The sequence below is a fragment of the Janthinobacterium sp. EB271-G4-7A genome (assembly GCF_020858075.1).
GTDB classification, from domain to species: domain Bacteria; phylum Pseudomonadota; class Gammaproteobacteria; order Burkholderiales; family Burkholderiaceae_D; genus Janthinobacterium; species Janthinobacterium lividum.
In genome coordinates this window covers 1,054,443-1,069,680 of sequence record NZ_JACYMI010000001.1, presented here as the reverse complement: position 1 = coordinate 1,069,680, position 15,238 = coordinate 1,054,443, and the positions used below count along the sequence as shown (strand labels likewise).

Annotated in this window: 12 protein-coding genes; 7 read left to right on the top strand and 5 right to left on the bottom strand. The window is 61.9% G+C overall.

Annotation, left to right across the window (positions count from 1 at the left end):
• Positions 1 to 48: 48 nt before the first annotated feature.
• Positions 49 to 336: a hypothetical protein gene (locus IGS58_RS04940; RefSeq protein WP_230520781.1), complete on the bottom strand. Its 288-nt coding sequence runs from the start codon at positions 334 to 336 to the stop codon at positions 49 to 51.
• A gap of 70 nt (positions 337 to 406) precedes the next feature.
• Positions 407 to 973, bottom strand: coding sequence for a transcription elongation factor GreB (greB, locus tag IGS58_RS04935; protein ID WP_230520780.1), 567 nt, complete (start codon positions 971 to 973; stop codon positions 407 to 409).
• Positions 974 to 1,088: 115 nt separating this feature from the next.
• Between greB and IGS58_RS04930 the strand changes: the two genes are divergently transcribed.
• The 4 genes from IGS58_RS04930 to IGS58_RS04915 all read left to right on the top strand — a co-directional run bounded on the left by IGS58_RS04930 (position 1,089) and on the right by IGS58_RS04915 (position 5,658).
• Positions 1,089 to 1,676, top strand: coding sequence for a hypothetical protein (locus IGS58_RS04930; RefSeq protein WP_230520779.1), 588 nt, complete (start codon positions 1,089 to 1,091; stop codon positions 1,674 to 1,676).
• A gap of 17 nt (positions 1,677 to 1,693) precedes the next feature.
• Entirely contained in the window at positions 1,694 to 3,202 is a 1,509-nt protein-coding gene (locus IGS58_RS04925) for a sensor histidine kinase (RefSeq protein ID WP_230520778.1), read from the top strand.
• Between the two features lie 23 nt (positions 3,203 to 3,225).
• Positions 3,226 to 3,873 (top strand): response regulator, encoded by a 648-nt coding sequence (locus IGS58_RS04920; protein ID WP_034753998.1) that lies wholly within the window; start codon positions 3,226 to 3,228, stop codon positions 3,871 to 3,873.
• Between the two features lie 201 nt (positions 3,874 to 4,074).
• A complete protein-coding gene (locus IGS58_RS04915; protein ID WP_070259341.1) occupies positions 4,075 to 5,658 on the top strand; it encodes a diguanylate cyclase in 1,584 nt (527 codons plus the stop codon).
• A 90-nt stretch (positions 5,659 to 5,748) separates the two neighbouring features.
• On the opposite strand, the gene IGS58_RS04910 is transcribed toward IGS58_RS04915, so the two are convergent.
• Genes IGS58_RS04910 through IGS58_RS04900 form a run of 3 tightly spaced genes read right to left on the bottom strand, consistent with a single transcriptional unit; the run spans position 5,749 to position 9,922 of the window.
• A complete protein-coding gene (locus tag IGS58_RS04910; protein WP_230520777.1) occupies positions 5,749 to 6,960 on the bottom strand; it encodes a class I SAM-dependent methyltransferase in 1,212 nt (403 codons plus the stop codon).
• Complete coding sequence (locus tag IGS58_RS04905) at positions 6,957 to 7,898, bottom strand: UDP-glucuronic acid decarboxylase family protein (RefSeq protein ID WP_046685913.1); 942 nt, start codon at positions 7,896 to 7,898, stop codon at positions 6,957 to 6,959. The genes IGS58_RS04910 and IGS58_RS04905 overlap by 4 nt, the downstream gene beginning before the upstream one ends.
• On the bottom strand, positions 7,895 to 9,922 hold the full coding sequence (locus IGS58_RS04900) for a tetratricopeptide repeat protein (protein WP_070259344.1): 2,028 nt from the start codon (positions 9,920 to 9,922) through the stop codon (positions 7,895 to 7,897). Before IGS58_RS04900 ends, IGS58_RS04905 begins: the two co-directional genes overlap by 4 nt.
• Positions 9,923 to 10,366: 444 nt before the next feature.
• Between IGS58_RS04900 and IGS58_RS04895 the strand changes: the two genes are divergently transcribed.
• From IGS58_RS04895 to fliD, 3 genes are all read left to right on the top strand, one after another.
• Complete coding sequence (locus IGS58_RS04895; protein WP_070259346.1) at positions 10,367 to 11,845, top strand: flagellin N-terminal helical domain-containing protein; 1,479 nt, start codon at positions 10,367 to 10,369, stop codon at positions 11,843 to 11,845.
• 84 nt (positions 11,846 to 11,929) lie between these two features.
• Positions 11,930 to 12,298 (top strand): flagellar protein FlaG, encoded by a 369-nt coding sequence (locus IGS58_RS04890; protein WP_070281290.1) that lies wholly within the window; start codon positions 11,930 to 11,932, stop codon positions 12,296 to 12,298.
• Positions 12,299 to 12,542: 244 nt separating this feature from the next.
• The gene (gene fliD, locus IGS58_RS04885) at positions 12,543 to 15,221 is read left to right on the top strand and encodes a flagellar filament capping protein FliD (RefSeq protein ID WP_230520776.1); all 2,679 of its coding nucleotides are present in this window, start codon (positions 12,543 to 12,545) and stop codon (positions 15,219 to 15,221) included.
• Positions 15,222 to 15,238: the final 17 nt, after the last annotated feature.

Here is a 15,238-nt window from a genome sequence, read left to right as displayed (position 1 = left end):
GAGCCGGGGTCAGACCCGCCGGGTCTGACCCCAATTTTCCGCTGCAGGCTACCCGATACTTTCCGTAACTCGTCGTAAAAACGCCTGATCTCCTACCGCAAATTCGGCATTGATTGCTTCACGCAGTTGCCCGAGACAACGCTCGCCTAATGCATCCTGAAATAACGATTGGTATGTTTTTTGCCGTTCAGACGCGTCATGTCCAAGCATCCAATACAAGGAATGCGGAGACAGCAGATCATCCTGCCCATCAAGAAAGCATGCTTGGCGATTCACTCCACGCTGCATCACATGCAGCGGAACGCCGGGCAAGACGAGCCGAAGGCGGCGGGGCATGGCAACTCCTGATACCGACTAAATGATCAGTGTGCCTGTACGCGCATCAGACACTCTGCGCCACCGCAAACTACCCCTCCCCCGGCGCCGGATACGTCACTTCCAGCAACTCCAGTTCCTGCTCGCCCAGCGGCGTGGTGAGGGTGATCACGTCGCCTTCGCGCGCCTTGGTGATGGTGCGGGCCATGGGCGAGATCCAGCTGATCTTGCCGTTCAGGGGGTCGAATTCATCGATGCCGACGATGGTGATCGTGTGCGTTTCGCCGTCGCTGGTGCGGTAGCTTACCGTGGCGCCGAAAAACACCTGGTCGTTGCCATGGTGCACGCTGGGGTCGACGATGGCGGCCAGGTCCATGCGTTTCGTCAGGAAGCGGATGCGGCGGTCGATTTCGCGCAGGCGCCGCTTGCCGTAGATATAGTCGCCATTTTCCGAACGGTCGCCATTCGACGCCGCCCAATGGACGATGCGCACCACTTCCGGACGGTCGACGTCGATCAGCTGCAGCAGCTCATCCTTGATGCGCTGGTAACCGGCCGGCGTGATGTAGTTCTTGGCGCCGGCGGGAATGGCCAGCGCCAGCGCGGCCGCTTCTTCATCGTCGTCGTTGTCGGATTCTTTTACAAAGGCTTTATTCATCTGCCTATTGTAGCCCCGCCAGGGACCCGCAGGCACACGGGATGCGGGGGCAGACGGGCTTTTTTGACGTATCATCGTGGCAATCGCGGCAAACCTGCGCCGCACACGGAGACGGATGAAAAAATTCTACAGAGTCAGGCGCTGGCTGTTCGCGCCGCTGGTCTACCTGGCCGCCATCTTCCTGCTGATCGAGGAATGGCTGTGGGCGACCGGCGCGCGCATCATGCAGGTGGTGGCGCAATTTCCGCCCCTGCATGCACTGGAAGCGTGGATCAAGCGCCTGCCGCCGTACTGGGCGCTGGCCATCTTCGTGCTGCCCGCCGTGCTGCTGTTTCCCGTCAAGCTGCTGGCCCTGCTGGCGATCGCGCGCGGCCATGCGTTTTCCGGCATCGGCGTGATCGTCATCGCCAAGCTGGGTGGCGCGGCCGCCGTGGCCCGCCTGTACAGCCTGACGCGCCCCACTCTGCTGACCTTGCCGTGGTTTGCGCGCTGGCATGGCCTGTTCATGGAAACCAAGGACCGCTGGATCGCCCGCCTGCGCGCCACGCGTCCGTGGCGCAGGATCAGCCGCCTGTCGGCCGCGCTGGGCCGCGCCCGCCGTGCTTGGTGGCAACGCTTGCGCAAGGGCACGCCAGGCCGGCATAATTCCCGCCCAGCCAGAGTGCTGCGCCGCTTCGCCGCCTTCTGGCGCGCCCGCCGCTGATGAAGAAAGACGACTCCATGCACGACACTCTCCAGCTGGCCCCCGCCATGCGCGCGGCGGCGCCGGAAATCTACCTGTACGACTCTGCCAGCTTGCAATTGCTCGATGCCAACGACGCCGCCTGCGACAACTTGCAGTACACGCGCCAGGAATTGCTGGCGATGACGCCGTTCACGCTGGCGCCGCAGCTTGACGCGCAGCACTTGGCCGCCGTGCTGGCGGCCCTGGACGACAGCATCGGCGCGCAAGCCCGGCTGCATGTACAGCAGCGCCGCCGCGATGGCAGCCTGTATTCGCTCAGCCTGCAACTGTCGCGCGCCAGCCGCCAGGGACGCGCCCTGCTCCTGGCCGAGGGCGAAGACTTGCACACGCCGCAGGCGACGGCGGCCGCCCTGGCGCAGGTGCAGTCGCGCTTCAACGCCATCGTCTCGAATACGCCTGGCCTCGTGTACCAGTTCTGCCTGCATACGGATGGACGGGCATCCTTTGCCTACCTGAGCGACGGTTGCCAGGCCCTGCTGGGCCTGGGGCCGGCACAGCTGCATGCGCGTCCGGAACTGTTCTATCAATTGATCCTGGCCGACGATCGCGCCTCGTATCTGGAATCGATGCAGGCCTCAAAAAACGCCTTGTGGAGCTGGAACTGGGAAGGCCGCATCTGGATCGATGCCTGGAAAGACGTCAAATGGATCAACCTGCGCTCCACGCCGCGCGCGCTGGCCGACGGCACGGTGCAGTGGGAAGGCATCATGACGAATATCACGGAAAGCCGGCTCGAACAGATCGAAGTGCGCCAGTCGCGCGCCCGCCTGGCCGAGCTGACTGCGCATATCGACAAGGTCAAGGAACACGAACGCACGCGCCTGGCGCGCGAACTGCACGATGACCTGGGCGGCAATTTGACGGCGATCAAGATGGCGCTGGCCATGCTGGCGCGCCGCCTGCCGCCGGACGACCCGCTGCTGCAGGAAAAGGCCGACTATGTCGATGCCCTGGTCGACCGCAGCATCGACGCCGTGCACCGCATTTCGCTGGACTTGCGCCCCTCCATGCTGGACCTGGGCCTGGTCGCCGCGCTGGACTGGCAAGTGAAGGAATTCGCGCGCCAGGCCGGCATCGAATGCCAGTTCATATCGAACCGCCAGCACATCGAACTGGAGCTGGATCAGGCGACCAGCCTGTTCCGCATCGCCCAGGAGGCGCTGACGAATATCGCCAAGCATGCGCAGGCGAGCAAGGTCAGCGTGCGCCTGGCCCGGCAGCGCCAGCATCTGCGCCTGACCATCGCCGACAACGGCGTCGGCATGCGCCTGTCCGACCGCGCCAAGCCGCAATCGTTTGGCATCCGCGGCATGGCCGAACGCGCCAGCGCGCTGGGCGGCACCTTGAGCCTCATGGACGGGCCGGACGGCGGCACCATCCTCAGCATAAAAATCCGGCTGACCACGCCACGAGAGGCGATAATAGCGGCTGCAGCCAGTGCGCCCGCGCACAGCGGGCCGCCACCAGAAGCGGCCAGTGGGTGAATTAGATAGGAAACAACGCAGTCATGAAAGAAAAAGCCACCATCCGGGTATTCATCGCCGACGATCACGCGATCGTGCGCGAGGGCTTGAAACAAATCCTCGCCGATACGAAGGACATCATCGTGGCCGGCGAGGCCGAAAATGGCCACGACGCCATCAAACTGTTCCGCGGCTCGAAATGCCAGGTGTTGCTGCTCGACATCTCCCTGCCCGACCGCAGCGGCATCGAGGTGCTCAAGCAGATCAAGAAGGAAAAGCCGGAACTGGCCGTGCTGATGCTTTCCATGCACCGCGAGGACCAGTACGCCATCCGTTCGCTCAAGGCGGGCGCAGCCGGCTACCTGACGAAACAGAGCGCGCCGCGCGAACTGGTCACGGCCATCCGCCAGGTGGCGCAGGGCTTGAAATACATCAGCGCATCGCTGGCGCAGGAACTGGCCAACACGGTGGGCGAAGACCACGAAACGGCCTTGCACGATACCCTGTCGGACCGCGAATACCAGACCCTGGTCATGATCGCCTCGGGCAAGGCCGTGGGCGCCATCGCCGAAGAGCTGAAATTGTCCGTGAAAACCGTCAGCGAATACCGCGCCCGCCTGCTGGTCAAGATGAAACTCAAGAACAGTGCCGAACTGACACATTACGCCATCCGCAACCAGCTGGTGGATTGACGGCAAAGCGGCATGCATGCTGGCATCGGGCGAATTGACAGGACTTCTCCTTGCTTCTCGCACAATAAGTTCTTTGCCAACTCGCATATCATGAGGATAATGAGAAATATCTAAAAAGGCTGTGCCTACATGTCCAGTAAATTGCCATCTTCACCAGCAAGCGCTCCTGCTGGCGCCACGAGTACTGTCGCCGCTGCGGCGATGAACCCGGCCGATATCGCCCGCGAAGCGTTTCGCCGCCTGGCCACCCGCCGCATCGCCCCCACGCCGAGCGCCTACCGCGATATCTACAATGAAATCGCCGGCATCAGCGAACCGGCGGACAGCCCTGCCGCGCCGGGAGCCGTGCTCGCTGCCAGCGCCAATGTAGAAAAAGGCGCGGAAAGCGGCGCGGAAAACGTCCTGACGCAGTTTGCCGCCAAGATGAGCGAATCGGCGGGCGAACTGGGCGACTTTGGCCGGCGCTTCCAGCGCGCCCTGAAAGCGCGCGACTGGGACAGCTATGCGCGCACCCTGGCACAACTGGCGGAAAAACAGGTCAAGAAAGGCGGTGGCATCGAATTGCCGCCCCTGCCGGACGGCGAACAGACGCGCACCCTGCGCGAATTGCTCAGCCGCACCCTGGGCTTTGCCGTCGCTACCTTGCTGACGGGAACGCCCGCGCTGGTGGAAGAAGCCGAATCGCTGGGCGCGGCCATCAAGCTGGCCCACACGGAAGAAGCGCTGAACGAAGCTGCCCTGCGCCTGAAACAGCTGTGCTACCAGATCGAATTGAAAAGCGGCGACACGGCCGAACAGCAGGAATTGCTGCTGCGCCTGTTCAAGTTGCTGCTCGATAACGTCAGCCAGTTGCTCGACGACGACAGCTGGCTGCGCGGCCAGGTCGATGCCGTGCAAAACCTGATCGCCGGCCCGCTCGACCAGCGCGCGCTGGAAGACGCCACGCGCAGCCTGAAGGAAGTCATCTACAAGCAAGGCCAGCTCAAGCACAGCCTGTCCGACGTCAAGCTGACGGTCAAGAACATGATGATGACCTTCATCGACCGCCTGGGGCAAGTGGCGGCCAGCACGGGCGACTTCCATGAAAAGATCGGCGGCTATTCGGAAAAGATCAGCCAGGCGGAAAATATCAGCGAACTGAACAGCGTTCTCGACGAAGTCTTGCGCGAAACGCGCATGGTGCAGAACGAAGCCTTGCGCGCGCGCGACAAGATGGTGCTCGCGCGCCAGGAAGTGCAGGATGCGGAACAGCGCATCCACACCCTGGAAGCGAAGCTCCAGCATATGAGCGAACTGGTGCGGGAAGACCAGCTGACGGGCAGCCTGAACCGCCGTGGCCTGGACGACGTGTTCGAGCGCGAGACGGCCCGCTCCGACCGCCGCGGCACGCCGCTGTGCATCGCCATGCTGGACCTGGACGATTTCAAGCGCCTGAACGACACGTATGGCCACCTGGCTGGCGATGCGGCGCTGAAACACCTGGTAAAGATCGTCAAGGAAACCTTGCGCTCGATGGACGTCATCGCCCGCTTCGGCGGCGAGGAATTCCTCATCCTGCTGCCGGAAACCACGGTCGAGGCGGCCTCGTCTACGATGACGCGCCTGCAGCGCGAACTGACACGGCATTTCTTCCTGCACGACAACGAAAAGGTCTTGATCACCTTTTCCGCCGGCGTGGCCCTGCGCCTGCCCAACGAAGACCAGGCCGAGCTGGTCAAGCGCGCCGACCGCGCCATGTACCAGGCCAAGCAGACGGGCAAGAACCGGGTGGTGGTGGCGGACTGAGCCACTTCACACGGTACGCGCCAATAGAAATGCCGCTCATCGAGCGGCATTTTTGCATTCCGGCGCCAGTTGGGCACTTGGCGGGGAGCATCAGCGGTAAGGATGCTCGTCGGCAAAGAAATCGATCAAGCCACCTTCGTGCTCGATCAGGATGGACTTGGCGATAATGCCCTCGCGCGCCATTTCCGCGGCGATATCGCGCGCGCGCCATTGCGTGGGGATGATGACCACGTCGACGGGCGCTGTTTTCAGCACGTCGCGGTAGACGATTTCCTGGCCCAGGCCCGGCACGAAGGTGCCGGCCTTGTCGGGATCGGAATCGACCACCAGCGGGAAGCGCTGCGCATCGGCGCCGAACTGGTGCATGAAGGCGGCGGCCTTGCCCGTACCGCCCCAGATGGCCACGCGCTGGCCGCCCGTGGCCAGGGTGTCAAGCTGGGCGGCAATGGTCTTGCGGCTGCGCTGGGCGGCAACGGCAAACGCATTGCTGTGGCGCGCCTGGTCGCGCAGCGCCTTCGGAATCTGCAGGCGCACCAGCGCATACACCACTTCGCCGTCATAGCCATGCGCCAGTTGCACCACCTCGCCTGCGCGCTGCATCAGGGTACGGAACGATTCCGTCGTGAAATGCGACATGTGCTCATAGAAGAAATCGGCCAGGCGGCCCGTGGCGAAGACCCGGTCGATGCACGGCACTTCGGCAAACAGCCAGATTGGTTTGTCGGAGCGAGAAGCGGCCCACGCCATCTGCTCGACCAGCGAAGCAGGATCGGTCAGGTGTTCCAGCACATGGCGGATCACCAGCGCATCGGGCGCGAATTCGGGCACGTCCTGCAGCGGCTGGAAATAGCGCGCGTGAAACTCCACGCCACGGCCCGTTTCCGGCGTGGCGTTCGGATCGAAGCCGATGAAACGCCCCTGCTCGCTGCGAGCGTCGGCCAGCGCGCGCACGAAATGGCCTTCGCCGCAACCGATGTCGATCACCGTGGGCGAAGCCGGCAACTGGGCCAGCAGCACGTCGCGCGTATCGGCCAGGTGGCCTTTCCAGATACCGCCCTTGTTGAACATGCGGTTAGGATTGTTTTGATAGGGAATGGCGTCATAGGAAAACGCGCGGTTCCATACGTGGGTGCACTGAGGGCACTGCACGAAATCGTGTGGCTGCACGGCCATTACCTGCGCTTCGGCCGCACTGGCCGGCCAGCCCAGGGTAGCCAGGGCTTGCTGGCCGCCGTCGAAAAACGCTGCCGCCACCGTGTGGGCACAGACCGGGCACACTGCCGGGAGCAATTGCTGTTTCATGCGAAGATCACTTTCTTGAAATAGGCAATAGTTTCTTTCAAACCATCATGCAGGCTCACCGTCGGCTCCCATTCCAGGGCGGCGCGCGCCTTGGCGATGTCGGGCTGGCGGCGCACGGGATCGTCGGCCGGCAAGGGACGGAAGACCAGTTCGCTTTTCGATTCCGTCAGGCGCAGCACCAGCTCGGCCAGTTCGCGGATGGTGAATTCGGCGGGATTGCCCAGGTTCATGGGGCCGATTTCCTGCGTCTGGTTCATCATGCGCACCATGCCTTCGATCAAGTCGTCGACATAGCAGAACGAGCGCGTCTGCTGGCCATCGCCATACAGGGTGATCGGATCGCCGCGCAGCGCCTGCACGATGAAGTTGCTGACCACGCGGCCATCGTTCGGATGCATGCGCGGGCCATAGGTATTAAAGATGCGCACGACGCGGATATCCACGGCCGACTGGCGGTGATAATCGAAGAACAGGGTTTCGGCGCAGCGCTTGCCCTCATCGTAGCAGGCGCGCGGGCCGATCGGATTGACGTGGCCCCAGTAATCCTCGCGTTGCGGATGCACTTGCGGGTCGCCATAGACTTCCGAGGTGGACGCCTGCAGGATGCGCGCGCGCTTGCGCTTGGCCAGGCCCAGCATGTTGATGGCGCCCAGCACCGAGGTCTTGGTGGTCGAGGTCGGATCATTCTGGTAATGCACGGGGCTGGCCGGGCAAGCCAGGTTGTAGATGCGGTCCACTTCCACGTACAGCGGCAGCCAGACGTCGTGGCGCAGCAGTTCGAAGCGCTTGTGGCCCAGCAGGTGGCGGATATTGTCCTTGCTGCCCGTGTAGAAATTATCCACGCACAACACATCGTGGCCATCGGCGATCATGCGGTCGCACAGGTGCGAACCGAGGAAGCCGGCACCGCCGGTAATCAGGGTGGTACGGGCCATCATTGTTCTCCTGCGTTGTCAATCACAGCCATCCGCGCCTGCCACATGCCCCACATGGCGTCTTCGAAATGGCGCGCAAAACGGGGCGCATCGTACAGGGGCGAGGCCAGTACCTGGGCACGCAAGCCGGCGCGCAGGGCCGCCAGCTGCGCCAGGTCTCCGGCTTTCCGGGCCGCGATGGCCACATATTCCTCGTCGTCCGCGGCGACCCAGTCCGGCAAGCCCGCATTGTGCAGTACCGATTCCCCTAAATGCGACAGGAAACTTTTGCCGCAGCGCGTGACGATGGGCAAGCCCATCCATAGTGCTTCCATGCTGGTCGTGCCTCCCGGATACGGGAAGGGATCGAGCACAATGTCGGCTTGCTGGTAGGCGGCCAGCAGTTCGTCGCGCGGCAAGGCGCCCTCCAGGCGCAGGCGGTCGGCGCCAATGCCACAACTGGAAAACCGGGCAATAGTACGGCTGCGTACGGCTGCGTCACCCAATTGCAGCGCTCTCAGAAACAGTCGGGAACCGGGCACGGCATGCAAGATCCTGGCCCACACGGCCACCACGCCATCATTCATCTTGTTCAGTTTATTGAAGCAGGCAAACGTGACAAAGCCGTTTTCCAGGGCGGGCAAGGGGCTGACGGAAATATCAAAGTCTGGCGGAGTGAAGCACAAATAGCTGTCCGGCATATGCCACAGCGTTTCCGTGAAAGCGCCGCTCTCTTCCAGCGGCGCGACAAAGCGGTCGCCCAGCAGATAATCCATCTGCTGCACGCCCGTGGTGGCGAAATAGCCGAGCCAGGTGGTCTGCACGGGAGCGGGCCGCCAGGCAAACAGCGGCAACCGGTTATCGGCCGTATGGCCAGACAGGTCGAGCAAGACATGCACGCCATCAGCTTCGATCATTTTCGCGGCCTCCTCGTCTGTCTTGTTGACAATGGGACGCCAGGCGGAAAAATGCGGAGCGATGCGGTCCGTCAAGTCATCCACCTTGATCACGGTCGGATAGGCAATCAGTTCGACTCGCCGCGTGTTCAGCGATGCCAGCATGCTTTCCAGGAAATATCCGACCGGATGCTTGCGCAGGTCGCCCGAGACGATGCCGATGCGCAAGCGCGCGGCATCGCGCCGGCAAGACCAGCTTTCGAAAGGCTTGCTGGCACTGGACGCCACCGCTTTGCCGTACCGCCTGGCTTCGGCCAGGTGGCGACCTGTGGCGCTCGTGGCGCTGTAACTTTGCAACATCAGCAAGTTACTATGGGCACTGAAAAACTCGGGCATCATGGTGATCGCCCGGCGATAGCTGAGCTCCGCCGGGCCGAGCCGCCCCAATTCCTGCAGAACCAGCCCCATATTGTTCTGCACTTCCACATCGCGCGGCAATAGCCGGATAGCCTTTTGTATGCACGGCAACGCGGAGCGGAGCTGCCCCTGCATCAACAAGGCCAGTCCCAGCATCTTCCAGGCCACGCCGTCATTCGCCTTGCGGCGCGTCAGCGCGCGCGCCTCACGTTCCAGCTCAGCATAGCGTTGCTGATCGAATAGCACATTCATGTGGGCATTCGGCTGTTGATCGGACTCGGACGGGGTCCTTGCCGGCGTCGATTGCATTGCTGCCCCATCGGGTATGCCATTCATGCCCAAAAGCAATGCCTGTTGCAAGCGGTCCGCGTCCAGGCTATCGAGCCCATGCTTGCGCCCCAGCGCCAGCATTTGCTGTGCCGTTTCATGCTGGCCAGACAGGATCAACGCTTCAATATAGTCGAGCCAGCTCGTGGATTGATCAGGTTGCGCCGCGAGTACGACAGCAAAGCAAGGCACGGCAGCGGCCGCGTCGCCAACCCGCATCCACAACAAGCCAAGTTGTCGATTAGCAAATGGCTCCTGCGGCGCCAGTTCGAGGACCGCCAGGAACAGTTGTGCGGCTAGGTCCAGCTCGTTGTCACGCAAATGCTGCTGCGCCATGTCCAGCGCCGCATTGATGGCCTGTGTTACCTCTTGCGACAGCGGCGCGGCGGCGGAGCTGTTTGCGTCCATATCAGTCGTTATCATAAAAGCTCGAAGTTAGGCCAGATCGCGCTGCCACGACAGCCACGGCAGGCGGAATGTGCGATTTGGTAACAATATTACCAGCTACGCCTTGCGCCAAGACGAGGAGTATGAGGGGAAAGGGGGGGGCTTATAGATGCTTTGCAGAATGATGAGGAAGGCCCTCATCACTCCTGTGCACGTAAAGCAGCCGCCCAAAATACTGAAAATAAAAAATTTTCCACCCTCAAGTTTTTCCCACACCTGTCGTCTAGCGTGCCGCGGCACGGAAAAATGAGGGTGAAAAAATAAAATAAAGAATGTTTTTCCCTATCAACTTTTTCAGGCAGCCACCGATAAACATTACAACGACGGTTTGATTGCTTCAAAGTATAGAGGCAGACCAACGTGACTAGCACATAGCGCAATGTAGTACCTGTCTGGAGAATTAAAATGGCTGCAGTAATTAACACCAACATCGCTTCCCTGAACTCGCAACGCAACCTGTCGACCTCGCAATCGGCCTTGAGCACCTCGCTGCAACGCCTGTCCTCCGGTCTGCGTATTAACAGCGCCAAAGACGATGCCGCCGGCCTGTCGATTTCCGACCGCATGACGTCGCAAATCAACGGCATGACGCAAGCCACCCGCAACGCCAACGACGGCGTATCGCTGGCGCAAACGGCTGAGGGCGCACTGTCGAGCTCGGGCGACATCCTGCAACGCATCCGCCAACTGGCCGTGCAATCGTCGAACGCCACCAACTCGGCCAGCGACCGTCAAGCGCTGCAAACCGAAGTCGGCCAGCTGAATTCGGAACTGAACCGTATCGCTACCACCACCTCGTTCAACGGCCAGGCTTTGCTGGACGGCACGATGGGTACGGCGAACTTCCAGGTCGGCGCCGATGCCAACCAACTGATTTCGGCCAATGGCGCGAACTTCCTGACCAGCACCTACGGCAACAACCGCGTGGAAAATGCCGCAGTCCAAGCCGGCACGGTCAGCAAAGCCGCCGCTGGTGCCCTGGCAATTTCGGGCAAGTTTGGCGCCGCAACCGTTGCCACCGCAACCACTTCGTCGGCCAAGTCGATCGCTGCCGCCGTGAATGCCAAAACTGCCAATACCGGCGTAACGGCTGACGCGCGTACCGACGCCAACCTGACGTTGGGCGTGGAAGCATATTCCTTCAAGATCAATTCGGATAACTCCGCCCCAGCGGACGCCGTCACCGTATCGTTCGCCGTCACTGGCACTGCCGGTACAGCTGCCGACTTCGCCGCTGGCATCAACGCAATCAATGCGCAAACGGCCAAAACCGGCGTGACTGCCCAGTACGATGCTTCGCAAGGCGGCATCAAACTGAGCAACGCAAGTGGCGCAGACATCCAGATCACCAACACGCAAACCAATACGGTATTGAGCGTGGGCACCTATGATGAAAAAGGTGTCAAGCTGGCTTCGCCGCAAACAGTTGCAGCGTCGACGGCATCGGCAGTTGCCAACGGCCGCGTCACCTTCGACGGCGACAGCAGCTTCTCGGTCAGCGAAACAACCGCAACTGGCTTGGGCCTGTCGGGTGCAGCTGCTGGCGTGAACAAGGGCTCGACCCTGAAAGCAGTGTCCACCCTGGATGTGACGACCTTTGATGGCGCTCAGCTGGCACTGAAGATCACGGATGCAGCCTTGTCCACGGTCAACAGCCAACGCGCACAGTACGGCGCTTTGCAATCGCGCTTCTCCTCGGCGATCAGCAACCTGCAATCGACGACGGAAAACCTGTCCGCCTCGCGCAGCCGCATCGTCGATACCGACTTTGCTGCAGAAACGGCCAGCCTGACCCGTGGCCAGATCCTGCAACAAGCTGGTACCGCCATGCTGGCACAAGCGAACTCGCTGCCAAACGGCGTGCTGAGCCTGCTGCGCGGCTAATCTTCGATTAGCAACGCCACATCGCTGGACTCAGGTTCCCCTGCCGGATTTCTTCGGCAGGGGAATTTTCACTAGGGGAGCAACATGACTATCGACACCATAGCTGCCGCCTCCGCAGCGCGCATCGACAAGAACTATCCATCCGCGGAAGCGGCTATCGCACGCCCGCAGACGGCCCGCAGCGCGAACACCGGCATCGACGCGACGGCCAACAAAGCCAAGGAACCGAGCCGCGAAGAGTTGGACCAGGCCGTTTCGGAACTGAACCAGTCGCCACAGGTCAAAACCCAGGGTTTGCAATTTTCCATCGACGAAGACAGCCAGCGCACCGTGGTCAAAGTGATTGATCAGGAAACGCAGGAAGTCCTGCGCCAGATCCCCACCCGGGAAGCGCTGGAAATCGCCAAGTCATTTGCCTCGGCAAAAGGCCAGCTGATCAGCCAGAGCGTCTAGGCCCATGCCGACAGCAAGCGCAGAACCAATGCAGTATCGCAACATAGCAAGGGAAGCGCGAGCCAGGGCCAGCCAGATAACCTCCGGTCTGGCCCTGCCTTTTATCATGCCACTCATGCAACAGTCCTCCGCATTTCCCGCCTGACTTTTCCGCAAATAGGAAACAGGGCCATAAAAGCCCCTCTCAAGTCCTGATTAATTCTGCCGATAACAGCTTATATTAGTGTTTTCCTAGGAGCAGACAGTGGCCATCGCACCAACCTTATCCTCTCCGGGCATCGGCAACAGCATCCTGGACGTGAACTCCATCATCGAAAAGCTGATGACCGCCGAATCGGCGCCCCTGGCAGGCTATGACAAGAAAACCGCTTCCTACCAGGCCAAGCTGAGTGCGCTGGGCACCCTGAGCGGCGCCGTGGGCGCCTTCCAGACGTCGCTCTCCGGCCTGAGCAACAGTAACAATTTCCGCGCCGTCTCGGCAATGCCTGGCGACCCGCTGGTATTTACGGCCACGGCCGGCGCCAAGGCCGTGGCCGGCAACTACAATATCAATGTCAGCCAGCTGGCGCAATCGCAAACCTTGACCTCGGCCGGCTACGCCAGCAAGATTTCCACCATCGGCTCGGGCGCCAAGACGACCATTTCCTTCCAGCTCGGTAAAGTTGCCGGCGGCACCTTCGGCATGAACGGCACGGCGCTCAGCGGCGCGACTTTGCAAAATGGCATCAGCAACGGCTCCCTGACACTGAATGGCACGGCCATTCCCACGGATAGCACGATCAAGAGCGCGCGCGCGCTGGCCGAAGCCATCAATGCCAAGAGCAGTACCACGGGCGTGACGGCCACTGCACAGCCGGCCGCCAGCAGCGCCACCCTGTTCGCCGGCTATGGCAATGTTGCCACCGGTGCCGATGGCACCTATGCGCTATCCGTCGGCGGCATCAATATCGTTACGCAAGGCAATGGCGTAGCTGCGGGCGCCGGCATCACTGGCGCCTCGCTCGACACCACCCTGGCCGGCCCCAACGCCATCTCGAATGCGCTGGCCGATGCCAATATCACCGTCACCGGCAAGGCTGCCGACGGCACCTTGCAATTTACGCGCGCCGACGGCACGAACATCCAGATCGAGGAAGTGGTGACGGGCGACGTCAAGGGCGGCATCGGCCATGCGTCCACGGCCACCAACACGGGCTTCAACGTCACCGTCGCCAGTTCCATCACGCTCAGTTCGACCAACGGCAGCCCCATCACGGTTGCCGGCAGCAATCCGGCCGCGGCCGGACTGACGGCCGGCACGGGCGGCGCCTATATCGGTAGCGGCTTTACGCAGGATGCGACGCAGGCGACGGGCACGGTGGTCATCGATTCCACGAACAACTCGCTGCAAGGCATCCGCGACGCCATCAACAATGCGGGTCTGGGCGTGACCGCCAGCATCGTTTCCGATGGTTCGGACAAGCCCCACCATCTGGTGCTGAGCTCGGCAAAGTCGGGCGCCAATTCAAGCATGAAGATTTCACTCAGCGGCAGCGATGGCCAGCCAGCCGACAGCGCGCTGAGCGACTTGCTGTCGTACGACGCGTCGGGCACGCAAAACCTGAAACAGAACAGCGCCGCGCAGAACACCATGCTCAGCGTCAATGGCATTCCCATCACGAACACTTCGAACAGCATCGACAGCGCCATCGAAGGCGTCACCCTGAACGTGCTGAAGGTGGGCAGCAGCTCCTTGTCCGTTTCCAAGGATACGTCGACGGTGAAGACCAGCGTCACCGCCTTTGTCAAGGCTTACAACGACTTGAACGCGTCGATCGCCAAGATGACGTCCTACAATGCGGAAACCAAGCAGGCCGGCGTCATGCTGGGCGATTCGACCACGCAATCGATCCAGTCCCAGCTGCGCAAGCAGCTGAGCACCTCGATCAGTGGCTTGGCCGGCAACTTGAAGACCCTGGACCAGGTCGGCATTACCTTCCAGAAAGACGGCAGCCTGGTGCTGGACTCGGCCGTGCTGGACAAGGCCATCAGCGCCAACTTCTCGGACGTGGCCGGCCTCTTCTCCGCGCTGGGGAAAACCACGGACAGCAACGTCAGCTTCACCAGTTCGACGGCCGCCACCAAGCCTGGCACGTATGCGCTGAACATCACCAACATGGCCAGCCAGGGCACCCTGAAGGGCGCCCTGACCTTGCCAGCATCGACGACGATCGCCAGCGACACCACCTGGAGCGTCACCCTGAACGACACGGACCCTGCGGCGGCCAAGAATACGGCCACCGTGACCATTCCTGCCGGTAACTATACGCCCGCCCAGCTGGCTGGCATGATCCAGTCGTCGATCAACGGGGTGAAGACCTTCAGTGAAAACGGCGGATCGGTGACGGCTTCGATCGATGGCAGCGGCCGCCTGGTAGTAGCGTCGGCCCGGTATGGTTCCGTCTCCAACCTGGCCGTGGCCAGCGTGACCGGTACGGGCGTCGAGTCGCTGATCGGCACCGGCATCACCCCCACCAAGGGCACGGACGTGGCCGGCACCATCGGCGGCCAGCCCGTCATCGGTTCGGGCCAGACCCTGACAGGCGCGCCCGGTTCGCCGGCCGACGGCCTGAAGGTCGAAGTGACGGGCGGTGGCCTGGGCGACCGGGGCACGGTGAGCTTTTCGCAAGGCTATGCCTACCAGCTGAACAACATGGCCGCCTCCTTCCTTGGCACGGACGGCCTCATCACGGGCCGCACCGCGGGCATCAATAACAGCATCAAGGATGTGGCCGACCAGCGCCAGCGCTTTGCCGACAAGCTCAATACCATCGAGGCGCGCTACCGCGCCCAGTATTCGCGCCTGGACGTGACGCTGAGCAAATTGACGTCCACGCAAACTTATTTGACCCAGCAGCTGGCCTCCATCGCCGCCAACCGCTAAGCCCAACCATCAGGAGA